General features: G+C 70.5%; 15 protein-coding genes. 8 read left to right on the top strand and 7 right to left on the bottom strand.

All coding sequences use genetic code 11. The annotated features are described in order from the left end of the window. Window positions 1–17: 17 nt before the first annotated feature. The 3 genes from ABZ098_RS06125 to ABZ098_RS06115 are packed head-to-tail and all read right to left on the bottom strand — an operon-like array spanning window position 18 to window position 3,185. Entirely contained in the window at window positions 18–857 is an 840-nt protein-coding gene (locus tag ABZ098_RS06125; protein ID WP_356589321.1) for a carbohydrate ABC transporter permease, read from the bottom strand. 13 nt (window positions 858–870) lie between these two features. Then, entirely contained in the window at window positions 871–1,863 is a 993-nt protein-coding gene (locus tag ABZ098_RS06120) for a sugar ABC transporter permease (RefSeq protein WP_356587760.1), read from the bottom strand. A 5-nt stretch (window positions 1,864–1,868) separates the two neighbouring features. Next, a complete protein-coding gene (locus ABZ098_RS06115; RefSeq protein WP_356587758.1) occupies window positions 1,869–3,185 on the bottom strand; it encodes a sugar ABC transporter substrate-binding protein in 1,317 nt (438 codons plus the stop codon). Between the two features lie 160 nt (window positions 3,186–3,345). Here ABZ098_RS06115 and ABZ098_RS06110 point away from each other — a divergent pair, with 160 nt between their 5' ends. Then, on the top strand, window positions 3,346–4,638 hold the full coding sequence (locus tag ABZ098_RS06110) for an ROK family transcriptional regulator (protein ID WP_356587756.1): 1,293 nt from the start codon (window positions 3,346–3,348) through the stop codon (window positions 4,636–4,638). Here ABZ098_RS06110 and ABZ098_RS06105 read toward each other — a convergent pair. Both ABZ098_RS06105 and ABZ098_RS06100 read right to left on the bottom strand, forming a co-directional pair. After that, window positions 4,589–4,882 (bottom strand): putative quinol monooxygenase, encoded by a 294-nt coding sequence (locus tag ABZ098_RS06105; RefSeq protein ID WP_356587754.1) that lies wholly within the window; start codon window positions 4,880–4,882, stop codon window positions 4,589–4,591. The two genes, ABZ098_RS06110 and ABZ098_RS06105, sit on opposite strands and share 50 nt — an antisense overlap. Before the next feature lie 14 nt (window positions 4,883–4,896). After that, entirely contained in the window at window positions 4,897–7,458 is a 2,562-nt protein-coding gene (locus tag ABZ098_RS06100; RefSeq protein WP_356587752.1) for a GH32 C-terminal domain-containing protein, read from the bottom strand. A gap of 410 nt (window positions 7,459–7,868) precedes the next feature. On the opposite strand from ABZ098_RS06100, the gene ABZ098_RS06095 reads away from it, so the two are divergent. The 7 genes from ABZ098_RS06095 (at window position 7,869) to ABZ098_RS06065 (ending at window position 15,771) form a co-directional block, all read left to right on the top strand. Then, a complete protein-coding gene (locus ABZ098_RS06095) occupies window positions 7,869–8,888 on the top strand; it encodes a sugar ABC transporter substrate-binding protein (RefSeq protein WP_356587750.1) in 1,020 nt (339 codons plus the stop codon). Window positions 8,889–9,019: 131 nt separating this feature from the next. Next, complete coding sequence (locus tag ABZ098_RS06090) at window positions 9,020–10,033, top strand: ABC transporter permease (RefSeq protein ID WP_356587748.1); 1,014 nt, start codon at window positions 9,020–9,022, stop codon at window positions 10,031–10,033. Next, window positions 10,030–10,866: an ATP-binding cassette domain-containing protein gene (locus ABZ098_RS06085; protein ID WP_280895417.1), complete on the top strand. Its 837-nt coding sequence runs from the start codon at window positions 10,030–10,032 to the stop codon at window positions 10,864–10,866. Before ABZ098_RS06090 ends, ABZ098_RS06085 begins: the two co-directional genes overlap by 4 nt. A 76-nt stretch (window positions 10,867–10,942) precedes the next feature. Next, window positions 10,943–11,974, top strand: a complete 1,032-nt coding sequence (locus ABZ098_RS06080; protein ID WP_356587745.1) for a LacI family DNA-binding transcriptional regulator — start codon at window positions 10,943–10,945, stop codon at window positions 11,972–11,974. 188 nt (window positions 11,975–12,162) lie between these two features. Next, on the top strand, window positions 12,163–13,500 hold the full coding sequence (locus ABZ098_RS06075) for an MFS transporter (protein WP_356587743.1): 1,338 nt from the start codon (window positions 12,163–12,165) through the stop codon (window positions 13,498–13,500). Beyond that, window positions 13,497–14,870 carry an alpha/beta fold hydrolase gene (locus tag ABZ098_RS06070; protein WP_356587741.1) on the top strand — a complete coding sequence of 458 codons (1,374 nt, stop codon included), beginning with the start codon at window positions 13,497–13,499 and terminating at the stop codon, window positions 14,868–14,870. Before ABZ098_RS06075 ends, ABZ098_RS06070 begins: the two co-directional genes overlap by 4 nt. A gap of 52 nt (window positions 14,871–14,922) precedes the next feature. Then, window positions 14,923–15,771, top strand: coding sequence for a PaaX family transcriptional regulator C-terminal domain-containing protein (locus ABZ098_RS06065; protein WP_356587739.1), 849 nt, complete (start codon window positions 14,923–14,925; stop codon window positions 15,769–15,771). Between the two features lie 161 nt (window positions 15,772–15,932). Here ABZ098_RS06065 and ABZ098_RS06060 read toward each other — a convergent pair whose 3' ends face one another. Both ABZ098_RS06060 and ABZ098_RS06055 read right to left on the bottom strand, forming a co-directional pair. Further along, window positions 15,933–17,357 (bottom strand): HAMP domain-containing sensor histidine kinase, encoded by a 1,425-nt coding sequence (locus tag ABZ098_RS06060; RefSeq protein ID WP_356587737.1) that lies wholly within the window; start codon window positions 17,355–17,357, stop codon window positions 15,933–15,935. After that, window positions 17,358–18,083 (bottom strand): response regulator transcription factor, encoded by a 726-nt coding sequence (locus ABZ098_RS06055; RefSeq protein WP_356587735.1) that lies wholly within the window; start codon window positions 18,081–18,083, stop codon window positions 17,358–17,360. Window positions 18,084–18,117: the final 34 nt, after the last annotated feature.

The raw sequence follows: 18,117 nt of genomic DNA, 5'->3' as shown, positions 1-18,117 counted from the left end.
AGTCCTTTCACGATGGGTCACTTGACGGCGCCCGCCGTCAGCCCGGCGACGAGATAGCGCTGGAGCAGCAGGAACCCGGCGACCACGGGGACGCTGACGACCAGCGAGGCGGCCATGATCTGGTTCCAGTACACGTTGTTGAGCGTGGAGTAGCCCTGGAGTCCGACGGCGAGGGTGCGGGTGGTGTCGTTGGTCATGACGGAGGCGAAGAGCACCTCGCCCCACGCGGTCATGAAGGCGTAGACGGCGACCGCGACGATCCCGGGGATCGCGGCCGGCACGACGACCCGGAAGAGCGCGCCGAGCGGCCCGCAGCCGTCGACCAGCGCGGCCTCGTCCAGGTCGCGCGGCACCGAGTCGAAGTACCCGATCAGCATCCAGATCGAGAACGGCAGGGAGAAGGTCAGATACGTCAGGATCAGCCCGCCGCGCGAGCCGAACAGGGCGATCCCGGTGGCGTTGCCGATGTTGACGTAGATCAGGAAGAGGGGGAGGAGGAAGAGGATCCCGGGAAACATCTGCGTGGACAGCACGGTGACCGTGAAGACGCGCTTGCCGCGGAACTCGTAGCGGCTGACGGCGTACGCGGCGAACACCGCGATCACCACCGAGCAGACGGTCGCCGCGCCCGCCACCACCAGCGAGTTCACGAAGTACCGGGCGAGCGGGATGGTCGACCAGATGTCGATGTACGGCCGGAGGGTCAACCGGCTGGGCAGCCAGTGGAATTCGCCCGTGACGTCCGCGAGCGGCTTCAGCGAGCTGGAGACCATGACGTAGACCGGCAGCAGGACGAAGCCGGTGAGCAGGGTGAGGAAGATCCGCCGGGACCAGAAGAACGAACGCGGCGGTGCCATCGGCGAGTTGGTGCTAGCCACGGGCCGGCTTCCTTCCCCGGGAGGTCAGCAGGAGGTAGACGCCCGTCACCACGAGCAGGAACAGCAGCAGGAGCACGGACATGGCGGAGCCGGTGCCGAAGTTCCAGGTGACGAAGGACGCCTGGTAGATGTGGACCGAGATGAGGTCCGCGGCTTCCGGAGCCGACTTGCCGAACAGGACGAACGGCGTGTTGAAGTCGTTGAACGTCCACAGAAACAGCACCAGGAGCAGCACCTGGTTGACCGGCCGCAGCGACGGCAGCGTGATGCGGCGGATCTGCTGCCACATCCCGGCGCCGTCCAGGGCCGCCGCCTCGTACAGCTCGTCGGGGATGTTCTGCAGTCCGGCCATGACGATGAGGAAGGCGAACGGCCAGCCCTTCCACACCGAGACGGTCAGCAGGGCCCAGAAGCTGTTGTCGCCGATCAGCCAGAAGGACGGCTTGTCGGTGAGGTGGAGCTGGTCGTGCAGGACGTGGTTCACCAGGCCGTTGTCGTGCTGGAACATGAACACCCAGGTGATGACGGCCGCGTAGACCGGCAGGGCGTACGGGATGAGGAACAGCGCCCGCAGCAGGCCCCGGCCGCGGAAGGTGTCCTGCAGGTAGACCGCCGCCGCGGTGCCGATCAGCCAGCACAGGCCGACCGACAGCAGGGTGAAGGCGACGGTGACGAGGAACGAGTGCAGCAGCGCCTCGCCGACCGGGGCGTCGAAGTCCACCGACACCTTGTAGTTGTCGAGGCCGGACCAGGGCGCGGTGCCCCAGTCGCGGATGTAGAACTGCGTGAGCTCCTTGAAGCTCATCACGATGCCGATCACCATCGGCACCAGGTGGACCAGGAGTTCGAGGAGCAGGGCCGGCAGCAGGAGCAGGTACGGCAGCCCGATGCGGCGGATCCTTCCGGGGCGGCGGCGGGGACCGGGCCGCTCCACCCCGGAGGGGGTTTCGTGCGCGGCCGTCCCCGCGGGCGCGGTGGTGGTCATCGTGCTCACTTCGTCGGCATCTGCTGCTGGGCCTTGTCCAGCGCCGCCTTCACCGACTCGGTGGTGACCGCGCGTCCGGCGGCCGCGTCGGCGAACAGGTCCTTGACGGCGGTCCCCACGGCCGTCTCGAACTGCGACTCGTCGGCGACCTGCGGCAGGGCGGCCGCGCTGGTGGCGAGGGTGTCCTTGAGGACCTTGTTGGCGCCCGAGCTGAAGACGGAGTCCTGCTGCACGGTCTTCACCGGCGGGATGGAGCTGTAGGCGGTGTTGAGGATCTTCTGCTCGGCGTCGCTGGTCATGAACTTCACGAACTTCTTGGCGCCGTCGATGTTGTCCGTGTTCTTGAAGACGGCGAGGTTGATGCCCATGACGGCCGAGTTGACCTGGGTGCCGCCGCCCGGGGTGCCGGACTGCACGGGCACGGGCGCGATGCCGTACTCGTCCTCGCTCATGCCCTGGGACTTGAGGTTGGCGGACGCGGACTGCCACAGCAGCATGGCCTGGTTGCCCTTGGCGAAGTCGCTGACCGACTGGTTCTGGGCGTACTCGGCGTCGCCGGCCGGGATGACCTTGTCCTTGGCCATGAGGTCGACGTACTGCTTGACGGCGGCCACCACGTTGTCGTTCGTGAAGTCGGGCTTGCCGTCGGAGGTGAAGAAGTCGGCTCCGTGCTGCTTGGCGAAGACGAAGACGTGGTGGATGTTCTCGGAGAGGTTCGCGCCCTCGGCGCCGAGCGCGGACTTGCCCTTGGCCTGGATCTTCTTGCCGTCGGCGATCAGTTCGTCCCAGGTGGCCGGGGGCTTGCTGATGCCGGCGTCGGTGAAGATCTCCTTGTTGTAGTAGAGGGCGTAGGCCATGGAGTAGAGCGGGACCGCGGCCGGGTCCTGGCCCTGGGCGCCGGTGGAGCCGAGCGCGGAGTCGACGAAGCGGTCCTTGCCGCCGATCGCGGCGAAGTTCTTCGTGTCCCAGGGCAGCAGTGCGCCGGTGGCCTGGAGGGAGGCGCTCCAGGTGTTGCCGATGTTGAGGACGTCGGGGCCCTGCCCCGAGGTGGTCGCGGTGAGGATCCGGTTGAGCAGGTCGGACCAGGGCACGACCTCGACCTTGACCTTGATGCCGGTCTGCTTCTCGAACTTGTCGAGCTCGGGCTGGAGGACCTTCTTGTCGACCTCGATGCTGGCGCCCTGGTTGGAGGCCCAGTAGGTCAGGGTCTTCGGCGAGTCGTTGGACCCGCCGCTCGTCGACGAGCCGCCGCCGCAGGCGGTCACGAGAGTCATGAGGGAAACGGTGACCGCACCGGCGGCCGCGGCTCGGGTTCTGCGCATGGCTCTGGTGTCCCTTCCAGGGAGTAACCCCCGGTGCGTTCGCTTCTCGAACACCACCCCGGAGTTAATTTATGGCGTGATTTAAGACGCGAAGGAAAGTCGCGTCAAGAGTCGGCGCAGCGGTATCTTGCAGGTCGAGGCGGCGTCGGAAGGGATCCACATGGCGGGGCGTAACGGGCGGACGGTGCGTGACCTGCGACGGGGCAACCGGACCGCCGTACTGCAACGGTTGTATTTCGACGGCCCCATGAGCCGCTTCGAACTGGCCCCGGCCACCGGTCTGAGCGGCGGCTCCATCAGCAACGTGGTCGCGGAACTGGTCGAGGACGGCCTGGTCGAGGAGGCCGGCACCGTCGAGTCCGACGGCGGCCGCCCCCGCACCCTGCTGCGCGTCGCCCCCACCGGCGGCCACATGATCGGCGTCGACGTCGGCGAGACCCGCGTGCGCGTCGAGCTCTTCGACCTCACCCTCACCGAACTCGCCCGCGCCGAGCGGCCCCTGGAGCGGCACGGCTACGACGTCGAGGTCGTCGTCGGCCACATCCGCGACGGCATCGCCGAGGTCCTCACCGGCACGGACATCACCCCGGAACAGCTTCTAGGCGTCGGCATCGGAGTCCCCGGCATCGTGGCCCGCACCCCCGGGCAGGGCGCGGTGGTGCACGGCCAGACGATGGGCTGGGACGCCGTCCCGCTGGAGTCCCTGCTGCGTTCGACCTGTGAACTCCCCGACTCCGTCCCGTACTTCATCGACAACGGGGCCCGCACGCTGGGCCAGGCCGAGCTGTGGTTCGGCGCCGGCCGGGGCTCCCGCAACGCGGTCGTCGTCCTCTTCGGCTCGGGCATCGGCGCCTGTCTGGTCACCGAGGGGGTGGAGTACGGCCGCGCCCTGGAGTGGGGGCATGTGACCGTGCGGGTCAGGGGGCGCCGCTGCCGCTGCGGTGCGCTCGGCTGCCTGGAGGCCTACGCGGGCGCGGGCGCGCTCGTCGACCGCTGGCGCGAGGCGGGCGGGCACCCGCCGGAGGGCGCCGACGAGGAGACCGCGCTGGCCGCGCTGCTCGCCGCCGCCCACCCCGAGGCCGACCCCACCGCCCTCGCCGTCCTGGAGGAGACCGCCGAGTACGTCGGGGCCGGCCTGTCCGATCTGGTCAACCTCTTCCAGCCCGAGCGCATCCTCATCGGCGGCTGGGCGGGCCTGAAGCTCGGCCCCCGTCTCCTGCCCGCCCTGCGCCGGTACGCCGACGCGTACTCGCTGCGCCACCCCGCCGAACGCGTCTCCATCGACCTGGGCGAACTCGGCCCGGACGCGGTCACCGTCGGCGCGGCGAGCCTGACCCTGGCCGACTTCTTCGCCCGGGGCGGGCGGCCCGCCTCGTCACCGCCCTCCGGCACGTCCCTGCCGGTCAGGTCACCGGGTCGAGAAACGTCAGGACGGAGGCGTCCTCCTCGATGAGCGGGGTGAGCGCGGCGTTGAAGGGGCCGCCGTAGGGGGCGTTCAGGTGCGCCTGGAAGGCGTCCTCGTCCCGGTACACCTCGAAGATCCAGAAGGCGCGCGGGTGCGAGGCCTTGGTGTAGACGTCGAAGACGAGGTTGCCCTCCTCCGCACGCACCTTCTCGGCGTACTCCACGATCATGCGGGCGACTTCGTCCCGCGCCCCCTCACGGGCGGTGAACTCGGCGAGCAGGGTCTTCTTCACGTCACGTGTCCTTGTCAGTCGCGGTAGGAGCCGAGGTGCCGGACGCTTGCGCGGTCCAGCCTCACCGAGCCGTTCTCGGCGAAGACGCGCACCCCCTGGCTGTCTGGGTCGGGGAAGATCTGGTCGGTGATCACGGCCTCGCCGCTGCCGCCGAAGACCTCGACGGAGGACCAGTCGACGAGGATCCGCAGCTTGACCTTGCCGTCGACGGCCTTGAGCGGGGCCCGCTGGACGCCGGGGAAGGCGGGGCTGAAGTCCGTGGCGCCGGAGCGGGTGCGGTCGACGTACAGCTCCCCGGTCGTGGTGTCGTAGCCGATGACGGTCTCCTGACCCCCGGCGCCGGTGCGCACCTTCAGGCCGAAGCGTTCGGCGTCCCGGAGGGAGAAGGTGGCCTCGATGTCGAGCGCCCTGCCCTGCGCCTTCGGGCCGATCAGCGGCCGTGAGGCGCTGGTGACGTTGACGCCGGTCGCCGTCGCCGCGCTCCCCTCGCGCAGGGACGCCAGGGTCGCCACCGGCTGGCTGGTCAGCCGGACACGGCCGTCCACGGTACGCAGTGCCATCCGGCGCGGGACGCTCTGCGCGCCGCGCCAGGGCGAGGTCGGGACGGCACCGCCGTACTCCCAGTCGTTCATCCAGCCGATCATGTACCGCTCGCCGTCCGGGGCGTCCTCCCAGGAGACGGCCGCGTAGTAGTCCTTGCCGTAGTCGGCCCAGTCGGCGCGCTGCACGGCGGACTTGGCGGGGGCGGACGCGGTGGTGAACCCGTCGGCCATGATGTGGCCCCAGCCGCCGGTGTTGTTGTCGACGATCTGGATCCGGGCCTGCCGTCCCGCGTAGGGGCGCAGGTCGAAGGAGGCCCAGTCCAGGGTCTCGCTGTCGGAGCCGGTGGCGCTGCGGACGACCTGGCCGTCGACGAGCAGGTTGACGGAGGTCTCCCGGGAGACAGGTTGCGCCCGGGTGTCGGACAGCACGATGTGGTCGACGTTGAGGTGGCCCCAGCCGCCGGTGTTGTCGTCGACGATCTGGATCCGCGCCTTCTTCCCGGCGAGGTCGCGCACGTCCCAGGAGTCCCAGTTCAGGGCCTCCGCGTCGCTTCCGGTGGCGCTGCGCACGACCTGGCCGTCGACGAGGAGTTCCACCGCGGTGGGGTGGTCCGAGCCGGCCGGGTGGTTGCCGCCGCCGACGAGGAAGTCGACGTAGTCCTTGTCGAGGGTGAACTCGGGCGAGGTGAGGGTGCCGGTGCCGGCGTCGCCGTCGCGGAAGGTGTTGACCAGGCCGTCGCCCAGCCAGCCGGTGACCTCCTGCTGGCCGGGGAGGGTGCCGGTGGCCGGTGCGGTGCCGAAGGCGTCGCCGGTCGGGGTCCAGTCGCCGTAGGTGCCGCCCTCGAAGTCGGCGAGGACCGTCCCCTCGGGCGGGGCTCCGCGTTCCAGGACGGTGCCGTCCTGGTGCGGGTGCTTGCCGCCGCCGACCTTGAAGTTGAGGTAGGGGATGGTGACCGTGAAGGGTGCCGAGGTGAGCGTGCCGGTGGTGGAGTCGCCGCCGTGGAAGCTGTCGGCGAAGCCCTTGCCGTCGTATCCGGTGACCGCCGACTGTCCGTCCAGCGCACCGGTCGCCGGTGCCGCGCCGAACGCCGTGCCGGTGGTCGTCCAACTGCCGAAGCCGGTGCCCTCGAAGTCCTGGACGACCGTGCCGGCGGGCGGGGTGTAGCTGCCCTTGTCGTCGGCGGTGAACTTCTCGCCGTCGAAGTCGCCCACGAAGTACTGGGCACCCGAACCCCCGGCGATGCCACCGGGGTTGATGTTGACGACGAGGACCCACTTGATCTTCTTCTTGTCGCCGTCGACCGCGAGCGGGAACAGGTCGGGGCACTCCCACACGCCGCCCGTGGCGCCCGCGGGCCCGAACTCGCTGAGCAGGCTCCAGTCCTTGAGGTTCTTGGACGAGTAGAACCGCACCTTGTGCTCGGCGGACAGCGACACCGTCATCAGCCAGCTCTTGGTGGGTGCGTACCACTGCACCTTCGGGTCGCGGAAGTCCTTCGAGCCGATGTCGATGACCGGATTGCCCTGGTACTTGGTCCAGGTACGGCCGCGGTCGGTGCTGTAGGCGAGCGACTGGGCCTGGACGCCCGTGCTCTTGTCAAGGCTGGTGTAGATCGCCACCATGGGCGGGTTCTTCTTCGTGCCGAACCCGGTGGTGTTGTCGCGGTCGACGACCGCGCTGCCGGAGAACACCATCTCCTTGTCGTCGTGCGACAGGGCGAGCGGCAGCTCCTTCCAGTGCACGAGGTCCGTGCTCACCGCGTGCCCCCAGGACATGTCTCCCCAGGAGTTGCCGTTCGGGTTGTACTGGTAGAAGAGGTGGTATTCGCCCTGGTAGTAGACGAGTCCGTTGGGGTCGTTCATCCAGTTCTGCTGCGGCGTGAAGTGGAACTGGGGGCGGTAGGTCTCGGTGTACGGCGGGGTGTCGGCCGCGGCGGCCCGCGGGGCGAGCGGGGTCGCGGACAGGGCGCAGACGGTCGCCGCCGCGGCGATCATCCGGGTGCGGGCATGCCAGGACACACGTCCAGATCTCATGGGGTCTCCTGTGCTGGGGGCACGACCGTGCTGGGTCACCAGGGCGCTGGGGCACGACAGCTGGAGCGCTGCTGAGCTGAGGCACGACTGAACTGGGCACGACTGAGCTGCGGGCACGACGCCGAGGGCCGATGTCATCGTTGACTTGTGTCATCGCTGACATCGGACGGCCCCGATGATGGCCGCAGTCCGTGCGCCCCGTCAACGGGCGGGCACGAAACGGGCGCCCACCGCCACCGTTGCGGACTTGTGACGCGCAGGGGGCATTGACGTTGCGGGGAGACGGGGTCATCATCCTCGGCAGTGTCAACGATGACATAAGTCAACGATGACATCCGGGGACGGCATGCTCCGCTGCCGCCGCTCGCCCGCATTCCCGCCGCTCGCCCGCAATCCCGCTGGAGTCGTTCATGTCTCGCACCTCTCGACTGCCCTCCTCCCTGCTCAGAGCCGCCGCGTGCACCTCCGTCGCGGCCCTCGCCCTGACGGCCTGCGGTTCCGGATCCGGATCGGGCAGCGTCGGCTCCGGTTCGGGCGGCAGCGTCAAGGTCGGTCTGATCACCAAGACCGACACCAACCCGTTCTTCGTGAAGATGAAGGAGGGCGCGGAGAAGGCCGCCAAGGAGGATGGCGTCCAGCTCATGACCGCGGCGGGCAAGTTCGACGGGGACAACGCCGGTCAGGTCACCGCCATCGAGAACATGGTGGCCGCCGGGGTGAAGGGCATCCTGATCACCCCGAGCGACTCCAAGGCGATCGTGCCGGCGATCGCGAAGGCCAAGGCGAAGGGCGTGCTGGTCATCGCCCTGGACACGCCGACCGAGCCGGAGAGCGCCGTCGACGCCCTCTTCGCCACCGACAACCTCAAGGCGGGCGAGCTGATCGGCGAGTACGCCAAGGCCGCGATGAAGGGCAAGGCGGCGAAGATAGCCACCCTCGACCTCGCGCCCGGTGTCTCCGTCGGCGTCCAGCGGCACAACGGCTTCCTCAAGGGCTTCGGCGCCGCCGAGAAGGACGTGGCGTGCGCCCAGGACACGGGCGGCGACCAGGCCAAGGGCCAGACGGCGATGGAGAACTGCCTCCAGAAGGAACCCGGCATCAACCTCGTCTACACCATCAACGAGCCGGCCGCGCTGGGCGCGTACACGGCGCTGAAGGCCAAGGGCCGGGAGAAGGACGTCCTGATCGTCTCCGTCGACGGCGGCTGCACCGGCACCCAGGCCGTCAAGGACGGCAAGATCGCCGCCACTTCGCAGCAGTACCCGCTGAAGATGGCCGCCGAGGGCGTCAAGGCCGTCGTGACGTACGCCAAGGACGGCAAGAAGGCGTCCGGTTACACCGACACCGGCGTCACCCTGATCACCGACAAGGCCCAGGCCGGCGTCGCGTCCAAGGACACCGCCTTCGGCCTGGAGAACTGCTGGGGCTGAGCCCGGCCCCAGGGACCGTACGACACCGCCGTCCCCTGAGCGGGGCGGCCGGCCCCCGCACCTCCCCGACCGGGGGACGGCCGCCCCCTTGTCCTCCCACCAGGACTTCTGTCTTCCGACAAGGACCTCGTATGACCGCCACGTCCACGCCTCCGAGCACCTCCTCGCCGTACGCCGAGCTCAAAGCGCCGACCACGGCCCGCAGGCTGCTCACGGCACCGACCACCGGCCCGCTGGTCGCCCTTCTCCTCGCGTGCGTCTTCTTCGCCGTCTCGACCGACCAGTTCCTCACCGGCGGGAACTTCTCGCTGATCGTGCAGCAGGTCATGGTCGTCGGCACCCTCGCCATCGGCCAGACCCTGATCATCCTGACCGCGGGCATCGACCTGTCGTGCGGCGCGGTGATGGCGTTCGGCAGCATCGTGATCGCCAAGATGGCCGCCGAGGGCTCCCTGCCCCCGCTGGTCGCCATCGCGCTGGGCCTGGTCGTCTGCGGCGGCTTCGGCCTGGTGAACGGGCTGCTGGTGCAGAAGATCCCGCTGCCGCCGTTCATCGTCACCCTCGGCATGCTCAACGTGGCGTTCGCGCTGACCCACATCTACTCCGAGGAGCAGACGGTCACCAACCTGCCGGGCCCGCTGACCGCCCTCGGGGAGACCTTCCCGATGGGCCACACCGACATCACCTACGGCTCCCTCGTCACCATCGCCCTGTTCCTGCTCCTCGCCTACGCGTTGAGCAGCACCGGCTGGGGCCGGCACGTCTACGCCCTGGGCAACAGCCAGGAGGCCGCGCGCCTGAACGGCATCCGCACCTCCCGCCTGACCATCGGCGTCTACACGGTGGCGGGCCTGCTGTACGGCGTCGCCGCCCTGCTCCTGATCTCCCGCACCGGAGTCGGCGACCCGCAGGCCGGACAGACCGACAACCTGGACAGCATCACCGCCGTGGTCCTCGGCGGCACCAGCCTCTTCGGCGGCCGCGGTTCGGTCCTCGGCACCTTCATCGGCGTCCTCATCGTCGGGGTCTTCCGCAACGGGCTCCAGCTGATGGGTGTCGCCTCGATCTACCAGACCCTGATCACCGGTGTGCTGGTGATCCTCGCGGTGACCGTCGACCAGATCTCCCGGAAGAAGGCCCGATGAGCGCCCTCGCCTCCCCCACCCCCGTCCTCCAGGCCCGCGGTCTGGTCAAGCGCTACGGCCAGGTCACCGCCATCGACGGCGCCGACTTCGACCTGCTGCCCGGTGAGGTGCTGGCCGTCATCGGCGACAACGGCGCCGGAAAGACCAGCCTGATCAAGGCCCTCACCGGCGCGGTGACGCCCGACGCGGGCGAGATCCGGCTCAACGGTGAGCCCATCACCTTCTCGGGGCCGCAAAGTGCCCGCGCCCACGGCATCGAGACGGTCTATCAGGACCTGGCCGTGGCCGCGTCGATGGACATCGCCTCGAACGTGTTCCTCGGGCGCGAGCTGCGCCGGCCCGGTGTCCTCGGCAGTGTCTTCCGCATGCTCGACAAGAAGCGGATGCGGCAGGAGGCGGCCGAGCACATGGCCGACCTGAAGATCGGGTTGCGGTCGCTGACCCAGGCCGTCGAGACCCTCTCCGGGGGCCAGCGGCAGGCCGTGGCGGTCGCCCGTTCCGTCGCCTGGGCCCGCAGTGTCGTCGTCATGGACGAACCCACCGCCGCGCTGGGTGTCAAGGAGTCAGGACAGGTCCTCGACCTCATCCGACGGGTCCGCGACAAGGGCATGCCGGTCGTCCTGATCAGCCACAACATGCCGCACGTCTTCGAGATCGCCGACCGGATCCACGTCCACCGGCTGGGCCGGCGAGCCGCCCTCATCAAGCCCTCCGACTACTCCATGGCGGAGGTCGTCGCCATCATGACGGGCGCGCTCACCGTCGACGAGGCCGGAGGTACTGTCGTAGCGGATTCCGAGGCCGCGAAGGCCGCGGGCGTCCAGGCCACCTGACCACAGCACTCGACACTCGACGGCATCCGGCCGAGGCCGCGGCCGGATACGACGAGCACAGGAGACGGTTTCCTCCATGGCAGCGAACCGCCGCCCGACCCTGGCCGACGTCGCCCGCGAAGTGGGCGTCAGCGCCAAGACGGTCTCCCGCGTACTGAACGAGGACGGACCCGCGTCGGCCGAGACCCGGGAACAGGTGCTCGCCGCCGTGGCCAAGCTGGGGTTCCAGCCGAACCTGATGGCGCGCAACATCCGCGTGGGCGGGCCCGACACCACCATCGGTCTGGTCATCCCCGACCTCGGCAACCCGTTCTTCGGAGCGGTGGCCCGCAGTATCGAGGACACGGTCCGCGACCGCGGACTGACCCTGCTCATGGGCTCCTCGGCGGACGACCCGGACCGTGAACGCGCCCTGACGGACAAGTTCCTGGCCCGCCGGGTCAGCATCCTGCTGGTCGTGCCGTCCGTCGGCGCCGACCACTCCCACCTCAAGACCCACCGGGCGACCGGGCTGCCCGTGGTCTTCCTCGACCGCCCCGGGGTGGGTCTGGCCGCCGACAGCGTCGTCAGCTCCAACCGCACCGGCGCCCACGACGGGGTCGCCCACCTGATCGCCCACGGCCACCGGCGCATCGGCTTCGTCGGCGACCTGCCCGTCAAGCTCTACACCCGCCGTGAGCGCATGGCCGGATACCGCGAGGCCCTGGAGCGGGCGGGCCTGCCCTACGACCGGTCCCTGGTCACCAACGCCCATGACCAACAAGGGGCTTCGGCCGCGACCGCCCGGCTGCTCGGGCTGGCCGAGCCCCCCACCGCCCTGTTCGCCGGCAACAACATCGTCGCCCTGGGGATAGTGGCCGAACTCGCCCGCAGCGGCCGCAAGGACGTCGCCGTCGTCTCCTTCGACGACGTCCCGCTCGCCGAGGCACTCGAACCGGCCCTGACCGTCGTCGCCCAGGCCCCCGAGGAGATCGGCCGGACGGCGGCGACCACAGCGCTGTCCCGCCTCGACGGCGACCGCACCCGGGCCCGGACCATCACCGTGCCGACCCGGCTGATCGTGCGCGGCTCGGGCGAGCGGCCCGCCCCGCAGCTGCAACGGGCCTGACCCACCTCCCGCTTCAGGACGCGGACACCGACCCGCCGCCCGCCCCGGTAACCCGGCGGCGGGCGGCGGCCGTTCCGGTGACCCCTGTCGCATCCCTGTCGAACCTGTCAATGTTGTGCACTTTATTGACGGCAGTCACCAGAGAGCCTAATTTCGCGGTGTCCTTCCCCCGCTCAAGGGAGCCCGCGATGCCCCCGTCCCCCAGCGCATCAGAACGCACCCGCCAACTCCGCCGAGTCGCCCTCTCCGGACTGCTAGGCACCGCAGTCGAGTTCTACGACTTCCTCGTCTACGGCACCGTCGCCGCGCTCGTCTTCGGCGAACTGTTCTTCCCCGGCGCCGACCCCGCCGTGGGCACGATCGCCGCGTTCGGCACCTTCGCCGCCGGCTATGTGGCCCGCCCGATCGGCGGCATCGTCTTCGGGCACTTCGGCGACCGCCTCGGCCGCAAGAACATGCTGCTGCTCACCATGGGCCTGATGGGCGGCGCCAGTTTCCTCATCGGCCTGCTGCCCACGTACGACACCATCGGCGTGTGGGCGCCCGTCCTGCTGATCACTCTGCGCGTGCTCCAGGGCATCGCCATCGGCGGTGAGTGGGGCGGCGCCACGCTCATGGTCGTCGAGCACGCGGGCGAGAAGCGGCGCGGACTGTGGTCCAGCTTCACCCAGATGGGAGCCCCGCTCGGCTCCCTGATCTCCGCCGCCGTGGTCGCGTCGGTCTCCACCCTCCCCAAGGACCAGTTCGCGGCCTGGGGCTGGCGCGTGCCGTTCCTGCTGAGCGTGCTGCTGCTCGGCGTCGGCCTGTTCGTCCGCCTCCAGGTGGTCGAGAGCCCGCTGTTCGCCGCGGTGAAGAAGGACCGCGCCGAGTCGAGGCTCCCCATCCTCGACGTCCTGCGCCGCCCGAGGCCCGTGCTGCTGGCCTGCTGCGTCGGCATCGGCGCCTTCACCGCCCAGTCCCTGCTGACCAGTTACCTGATCTCGTACGCCACCGGCATCGGCTATCCCCGCCCGCAGGTGCTCACCGCGCTCACCGTCTCCGCCGCGGTCGCCCTGGTCGTCCTGCCCTGCGCCTCCGCGCTCTCCGACCGGATCGGCCGCCGCCCGGTCGTCCTCACCGGCGCGGTCCTGTCCGCGGCCACCGCGTTCCCCGTCCTCGCGCTGGTCGACTCCAAGTCGTCGGGAGCCCTGATCCTGGCCGTCGTCATCGGCCACGGCATCTCCCAGTCGCTGATGTACGGCCCGCTCGGCGCCCTGTTCAGCGAGATGTTCGGCACCGAGGTCCGCTACACCGGCGCCTCCCTCGGCTACCAGGGCGCCACGCTGGTCGGCGCCGGCTTCTCCCCGATGATCGCCGGAAGCCTGGTCGCGAGCAGCGGCAACGGCACCCCGGTCGCCCTCCTGCTGTGCGGCGGCTCGCTGATCACCGCGCTGACGGTGTGGTTCGTCCGTGAGACCAGCCGTGCGTCACTCGGCCCCGCCCCCGAACTCCCCACCACCCCCCACACGGAGGAGATCACCGCATGAGGCACAGCACCCGCATCGCCTGCGCGGCGGCCCTACTGCTCACCCTCACCACCGCACCGGCGGCCACGGCGACCGCCGACACGGGCACCACCCACGTGGACGGCCAACTCCCCTCCGGCGCCACGTACATGATGGACGTGCCGGCCACCTGGAACGGCACCGTCCTCCTCTTCAGCCACGGCTACAACGGCGGCCCCGCCAACCCCGCCCAGGACGCCCCCGACGCCGCCACCAAAGCCCTTCTCCTCCAGCAGGGTTACGCCCTCATCGGTTCCTCGTACGCCAGCACCGGCTGGGCGGTCACCGACGCGGTCCCCGACCAGATGGCCACCCTGAAGACCTTCACCGACCGCTTCGGCCAGGCCTCCCGCACCATGGCCTGGGGACGGTCGTACGGCGGCCTGGTCACCACCGCGATCGCCGAGCGCCACCCGGACGAGATCGACGGCTCGCTCTCCATGTGCGGCCTGGTCCACGGCGGCGTGGCCAACTGGAACAACACCCTGGACCCGGTCTTCGCCCTCAAAACGCTCCTGGGTTCCGACGTCCCCCTGGTCAGCCTCCCCACGCAGCAGGCAGCCACCGACGCGGCGAACACCCTCACCGCCAAGGTCGACTCCGCCCAGTCGACGCCCGAGGGCCGGGCCCGTATCGCCCTGGCCGCCGCCCTGCACAACATCCCGGTCTGGAACGCGCCCACCCAGACCCGCCCCGCCGCGACCGACTGGGACGCCCAGCAGGCCAACCAGTACGACGCCGTCAAGGGCCTGCTGAAGATCGCCGCCTTCAACCGGCGCCAGGAGGCCGAGGTCCGGGCCGGCGGCAACATGTCCTGGAACACCGGCGTCGACTACACCCGCCTCCTCGCCGAGTCCTCCGTCCGCAAGGAGGTCACCGAGCTCTACAAGAAGGCCGGCCTCTCGCTGAAGAAGGACCTCACCGCCCTCAACCGGGCCCCGCGCATCAAGGCGGACCGGAACGCCGTGACGTGGATGAGCAGCACGAGCTCCTTCACCGGCAAGCTGGCCAAGCCCCAGCTCTCCATCCACACCATCGGCGACCCCCTGGTCCCCGTCCAGACAGAGAGCGCCCTGAAGCGGGCGGTGACGGCGGCCGGTTCCGGCCCCCTCCTGCGCCAGGCGTACGTCGACAACGCCGGCCACTGCACCTTCAGCACCGCCGAACAACTCGCCGCCCTCCACACCCTGGAGGACCGCCTGTCCACCGGCAGCTGGCAGGGCACCGACCCGGCGTCCCTCAACGCCCGCGCCACGGCGGCCGACCCCACCACCCCCACCCGCTACGTCTCGTACCGCCCGACGCCCTACCTGCGCCCGTACGACCTTGCCCACCCCGCCGACCGCCGATGACCTCGTACGACCGCCTGCCGCGCGGTCGGCGGGCGGTCGTACCCTTGCCCCCGTGGAGGACGACGACATCCTGGACACCGCGGACGGGCCGCAGCCGCGCCCGCAGTCGCTCATGCTCACCTTCTTCGGCAACCACGTCCTGGAGGAGGGGGTCCTGGGCGTCTACTCGGGCAGCATCATCGACGTCCTGGGCCGCGTGGGTGTGGGCGAACAGGCCGTGCGTTCCACCCTCACCCGCATGGTCAACCGGGGTCTGCTCCAGCGTCAGCGCGAGGGACGCAAGATGTTCTTCGGCCTGACACCGCAGGCCACCCGCGTCCTGATCGACGGCCGCACCCGCATCTGGGAACAGGGCGCCGTCAACGACGACTGGGACGGCTCCTGGACCCTGCTCGGCTTCTCCCTGCCCGACTCCTGGAAGCGCCAGCGCCACGACCTGCGCTCACGGCTCACCTGGTCCGGATTCGGCGCCCTGTACAGCGGCCTGTGGATCGCCCCGGGCCACGTGGACGTCTCCGCGGTGGTCACCGACCTCGGGCTCACGGCCCACGTCAAGATCTTCCACGCCAAGGCCGCCGAGGTGACCGACATCGAGCAGATGATCCGCGACACCTGGGACCTGGAGTCCATCGCCGCCCGCTATGTGGCCTTCGACAAGCGCTGGAGCGCCCACCTGGGCAACGGCACCGACGACGACCCGGTCGGCACCCGGCTCCGCCTGGTCAGCGACTGGCTCCGGACCATCCGCACGGACCCGAGGCTCCCGGCCCGCCACCTCCCCCCGGCCTGGCCGGCCCGCACCGCGCAGGAGACCTTCCACCGGGTCGCGGAACAGACCCACCCGGCCCTGGCGGCGGCCCGATCGACACTGGAGACGATTCCGCTGCGCCAGCACCGATAGTGGGGTTGTCGGGCGGGTGCGGGTGAGTTGTGGCTGGTCGCGCAGTTCCCCGCGCCCCTTGAGCAGGCCCAGTGGACGTGCCTTTCAGGGGCGCGGGGAACTGCGCGAAACGCCCGCCCCCACCGACCCGCACCCGCCCGACAACCGGACCCGGCACCCCCTCAACCACCCACCGCATCCCCGCCCACGGTGAAGCCGATCACCGTCCCACCCCCGTCGCGCGGAAACGCGAACGGCGCTCCCCCGTGCGACAGCGCCACCTCCCGCACGATCGACAACCCCAGCCCCGACCCCGGCAGGGACCGCGCGTCCGCCGCCCGGTAGAACCGGTCGAAGACCCGCACGAGATCGGCGTGCGCGATCCCGGGCCCCCGGTCCAGCACCTCCACCCGCACCGGCCCGGTCACCGTGAACCCCGACACCGAGATCTCGATCGGGCCGGTACCGTCCCGGTCGAACTTCGCCGCGTTCTCCACCAGGTTCGACACGGCCCGCTGCAACATCCCCGGCCGCCCGTCCGTCACCGTCGACCCGCTCGCGTGCACCACGATCTCCCGCCCGGTCCGCCGCCGGGCCAGCCCCGCCACCTCCTCCGCGACATCGGCGAGATCCACCCGCTGCGGGGGCTCGTTGTCCGCCTGCCCCGCCGCGAGGTCGACCAGCTCGTTGACCAGATCGGTCAACTCCCGTGCCTCCTGCGTGAGATCGGCGACCAGCTCCTCGCGTGTGGCGGGCGGCAGCTCATCGATCCGCCGCAGCAGCGAGATGTTCGTACGCAACGACGTGAGCGGTGTCCGCAGTTCGTGCCCCGCGTCCTGCACCAGCCGCCGCTGGTCCTCCTCCGACTGCGCGAGCCGTCCCAGCATGCGGTCGAAGGCCCGCCCCAGCCGCCCCACCTCGTCGTGACCGGTGACCGGCACCTCGATCCCGAGCCGGCGGGTGCGCGCCACGTCCTCCGCGGCGGACGTGAGGATCACCAGCCGCCGGGTGATCCGCCGGGCCAGCCACCAGCCGAACAGCCCGGCGCCCACCACCACGGCCGCCATCAGCAGGAAGGTCCGCTGCTGAAGGGCCCGCAGCAGGTCCTCGGTGTCGCTGAACTCCTGGGCGACCTGCACGGCGCCCCGCCCGCCGCCCAGCGAGACGGTGGCGATCCGGTACACGTCGCTGCCGACCGAGACCTCCTTGTGCAGCACCAGCCGTCCGGCCAGGCCGGCCGCCGCGATCCGCCGGTCGCCCGAGGTCACCGGCAGTCCGGGGCGCCCGGGATCGGCGATCGCCCCGGTGGGCCCCAGCACCTGCACATCCGTACGGGCGGGCCGCACCAGGTCGTGTCCCGGCGCCGAGGACGAGAAGTCCTCCGGTGCCATCCGCTCGTGGCTCACCTCGTCCCGCAGATCCCGCACGACCTGGTCGAACACGGACTCCTGGTCCACCCGCACCAGACGGGCGGCGGCGCTGTAGGACAGCACACCGACGAGCACGGTCACCGCGGCCGTCACCGCGGCGAAGGACACCGCGAAGGTGGTCCGCAGGGACAGCAGCCGGGGCCGCGGCCGGGCCCACAGCCGAGCCAGCCGCCCCACTCAGTCCTCCCGGAGCACGTAACCCACGCCACGCACCGTGTGGATGAGCTGCGGCGCGCCCGGCTCGTCGAGCTTGCGGCGCAGGTAGCCGACGTAGACGGCGAGGTTCTTGGAGCCGGGCCCGAAGTCGTAGCCCCAGATGCGGTCGTAGATGGTCGAGTGGTCGAGCACGATGCCCGCGTTGCGCACGAGCAGCTCCAGCAGCTCGAACTCGGTGCGGGTCAGCTCCAGCTCGCGCGTCCCCCGCCAGGCCCGCCGCGCCTGGATGTCCATGCGCAGCCCGGCCGCCTCGATCCGCCCCTCGGGGAGCTCGGGCACGACGGCCTTGGGAGGGGCGCCGACCGGGGCCATCCCGTCGGGGCTGGTCCGCCGCAGCAGAGCGCGCAACCGGGCGAAGACCTCCTCGACGTCGAAGGGCTTGACCACGTAGTCGTCGGCGCCCGCGTCCAGGCCGGCGATCCGGTCCTGGGTCTCCACGAGCGCCGTCAGCATGAGGATCGGTGTGCGGTCGCCCTCGGCGCGCAGCACCCGGCAGACCTGGAGGCCGTCGATCCCGGGCATCATCACGTCGAGGACGAGCACGTCCGGCGGCGTCTTGTGGGCCTGCGCCAGCGCCTCGACCCCGTCGGCGACCGCCGTGACCTGGTAGCCCTCCAGGGTCAGGGCGCGCTCCAGGGCGTGACGGATGGCACGGTCGTCTTCGGCGAGCAGCACATTTTGGGGCACACCCTCAGTGTGCCGTGCCCACCGAGTCGTACGT

It is taken from the genome of Streptomyces sp. NPDC006335, assembly GCF_040612795.1.
In the GTDB taxonomy this organism is placed as follows: domain Bacteria; phylum Actinomycetota; class Actinomycetes; order Streptomycetales; family Streptomycetaceae; genus Streptomyces.
The sequence above is the reverse complement of the archived record's forward strand: the minus strand, read 5'-3'. Positions and strand labels throughout refer to the sequence as shown.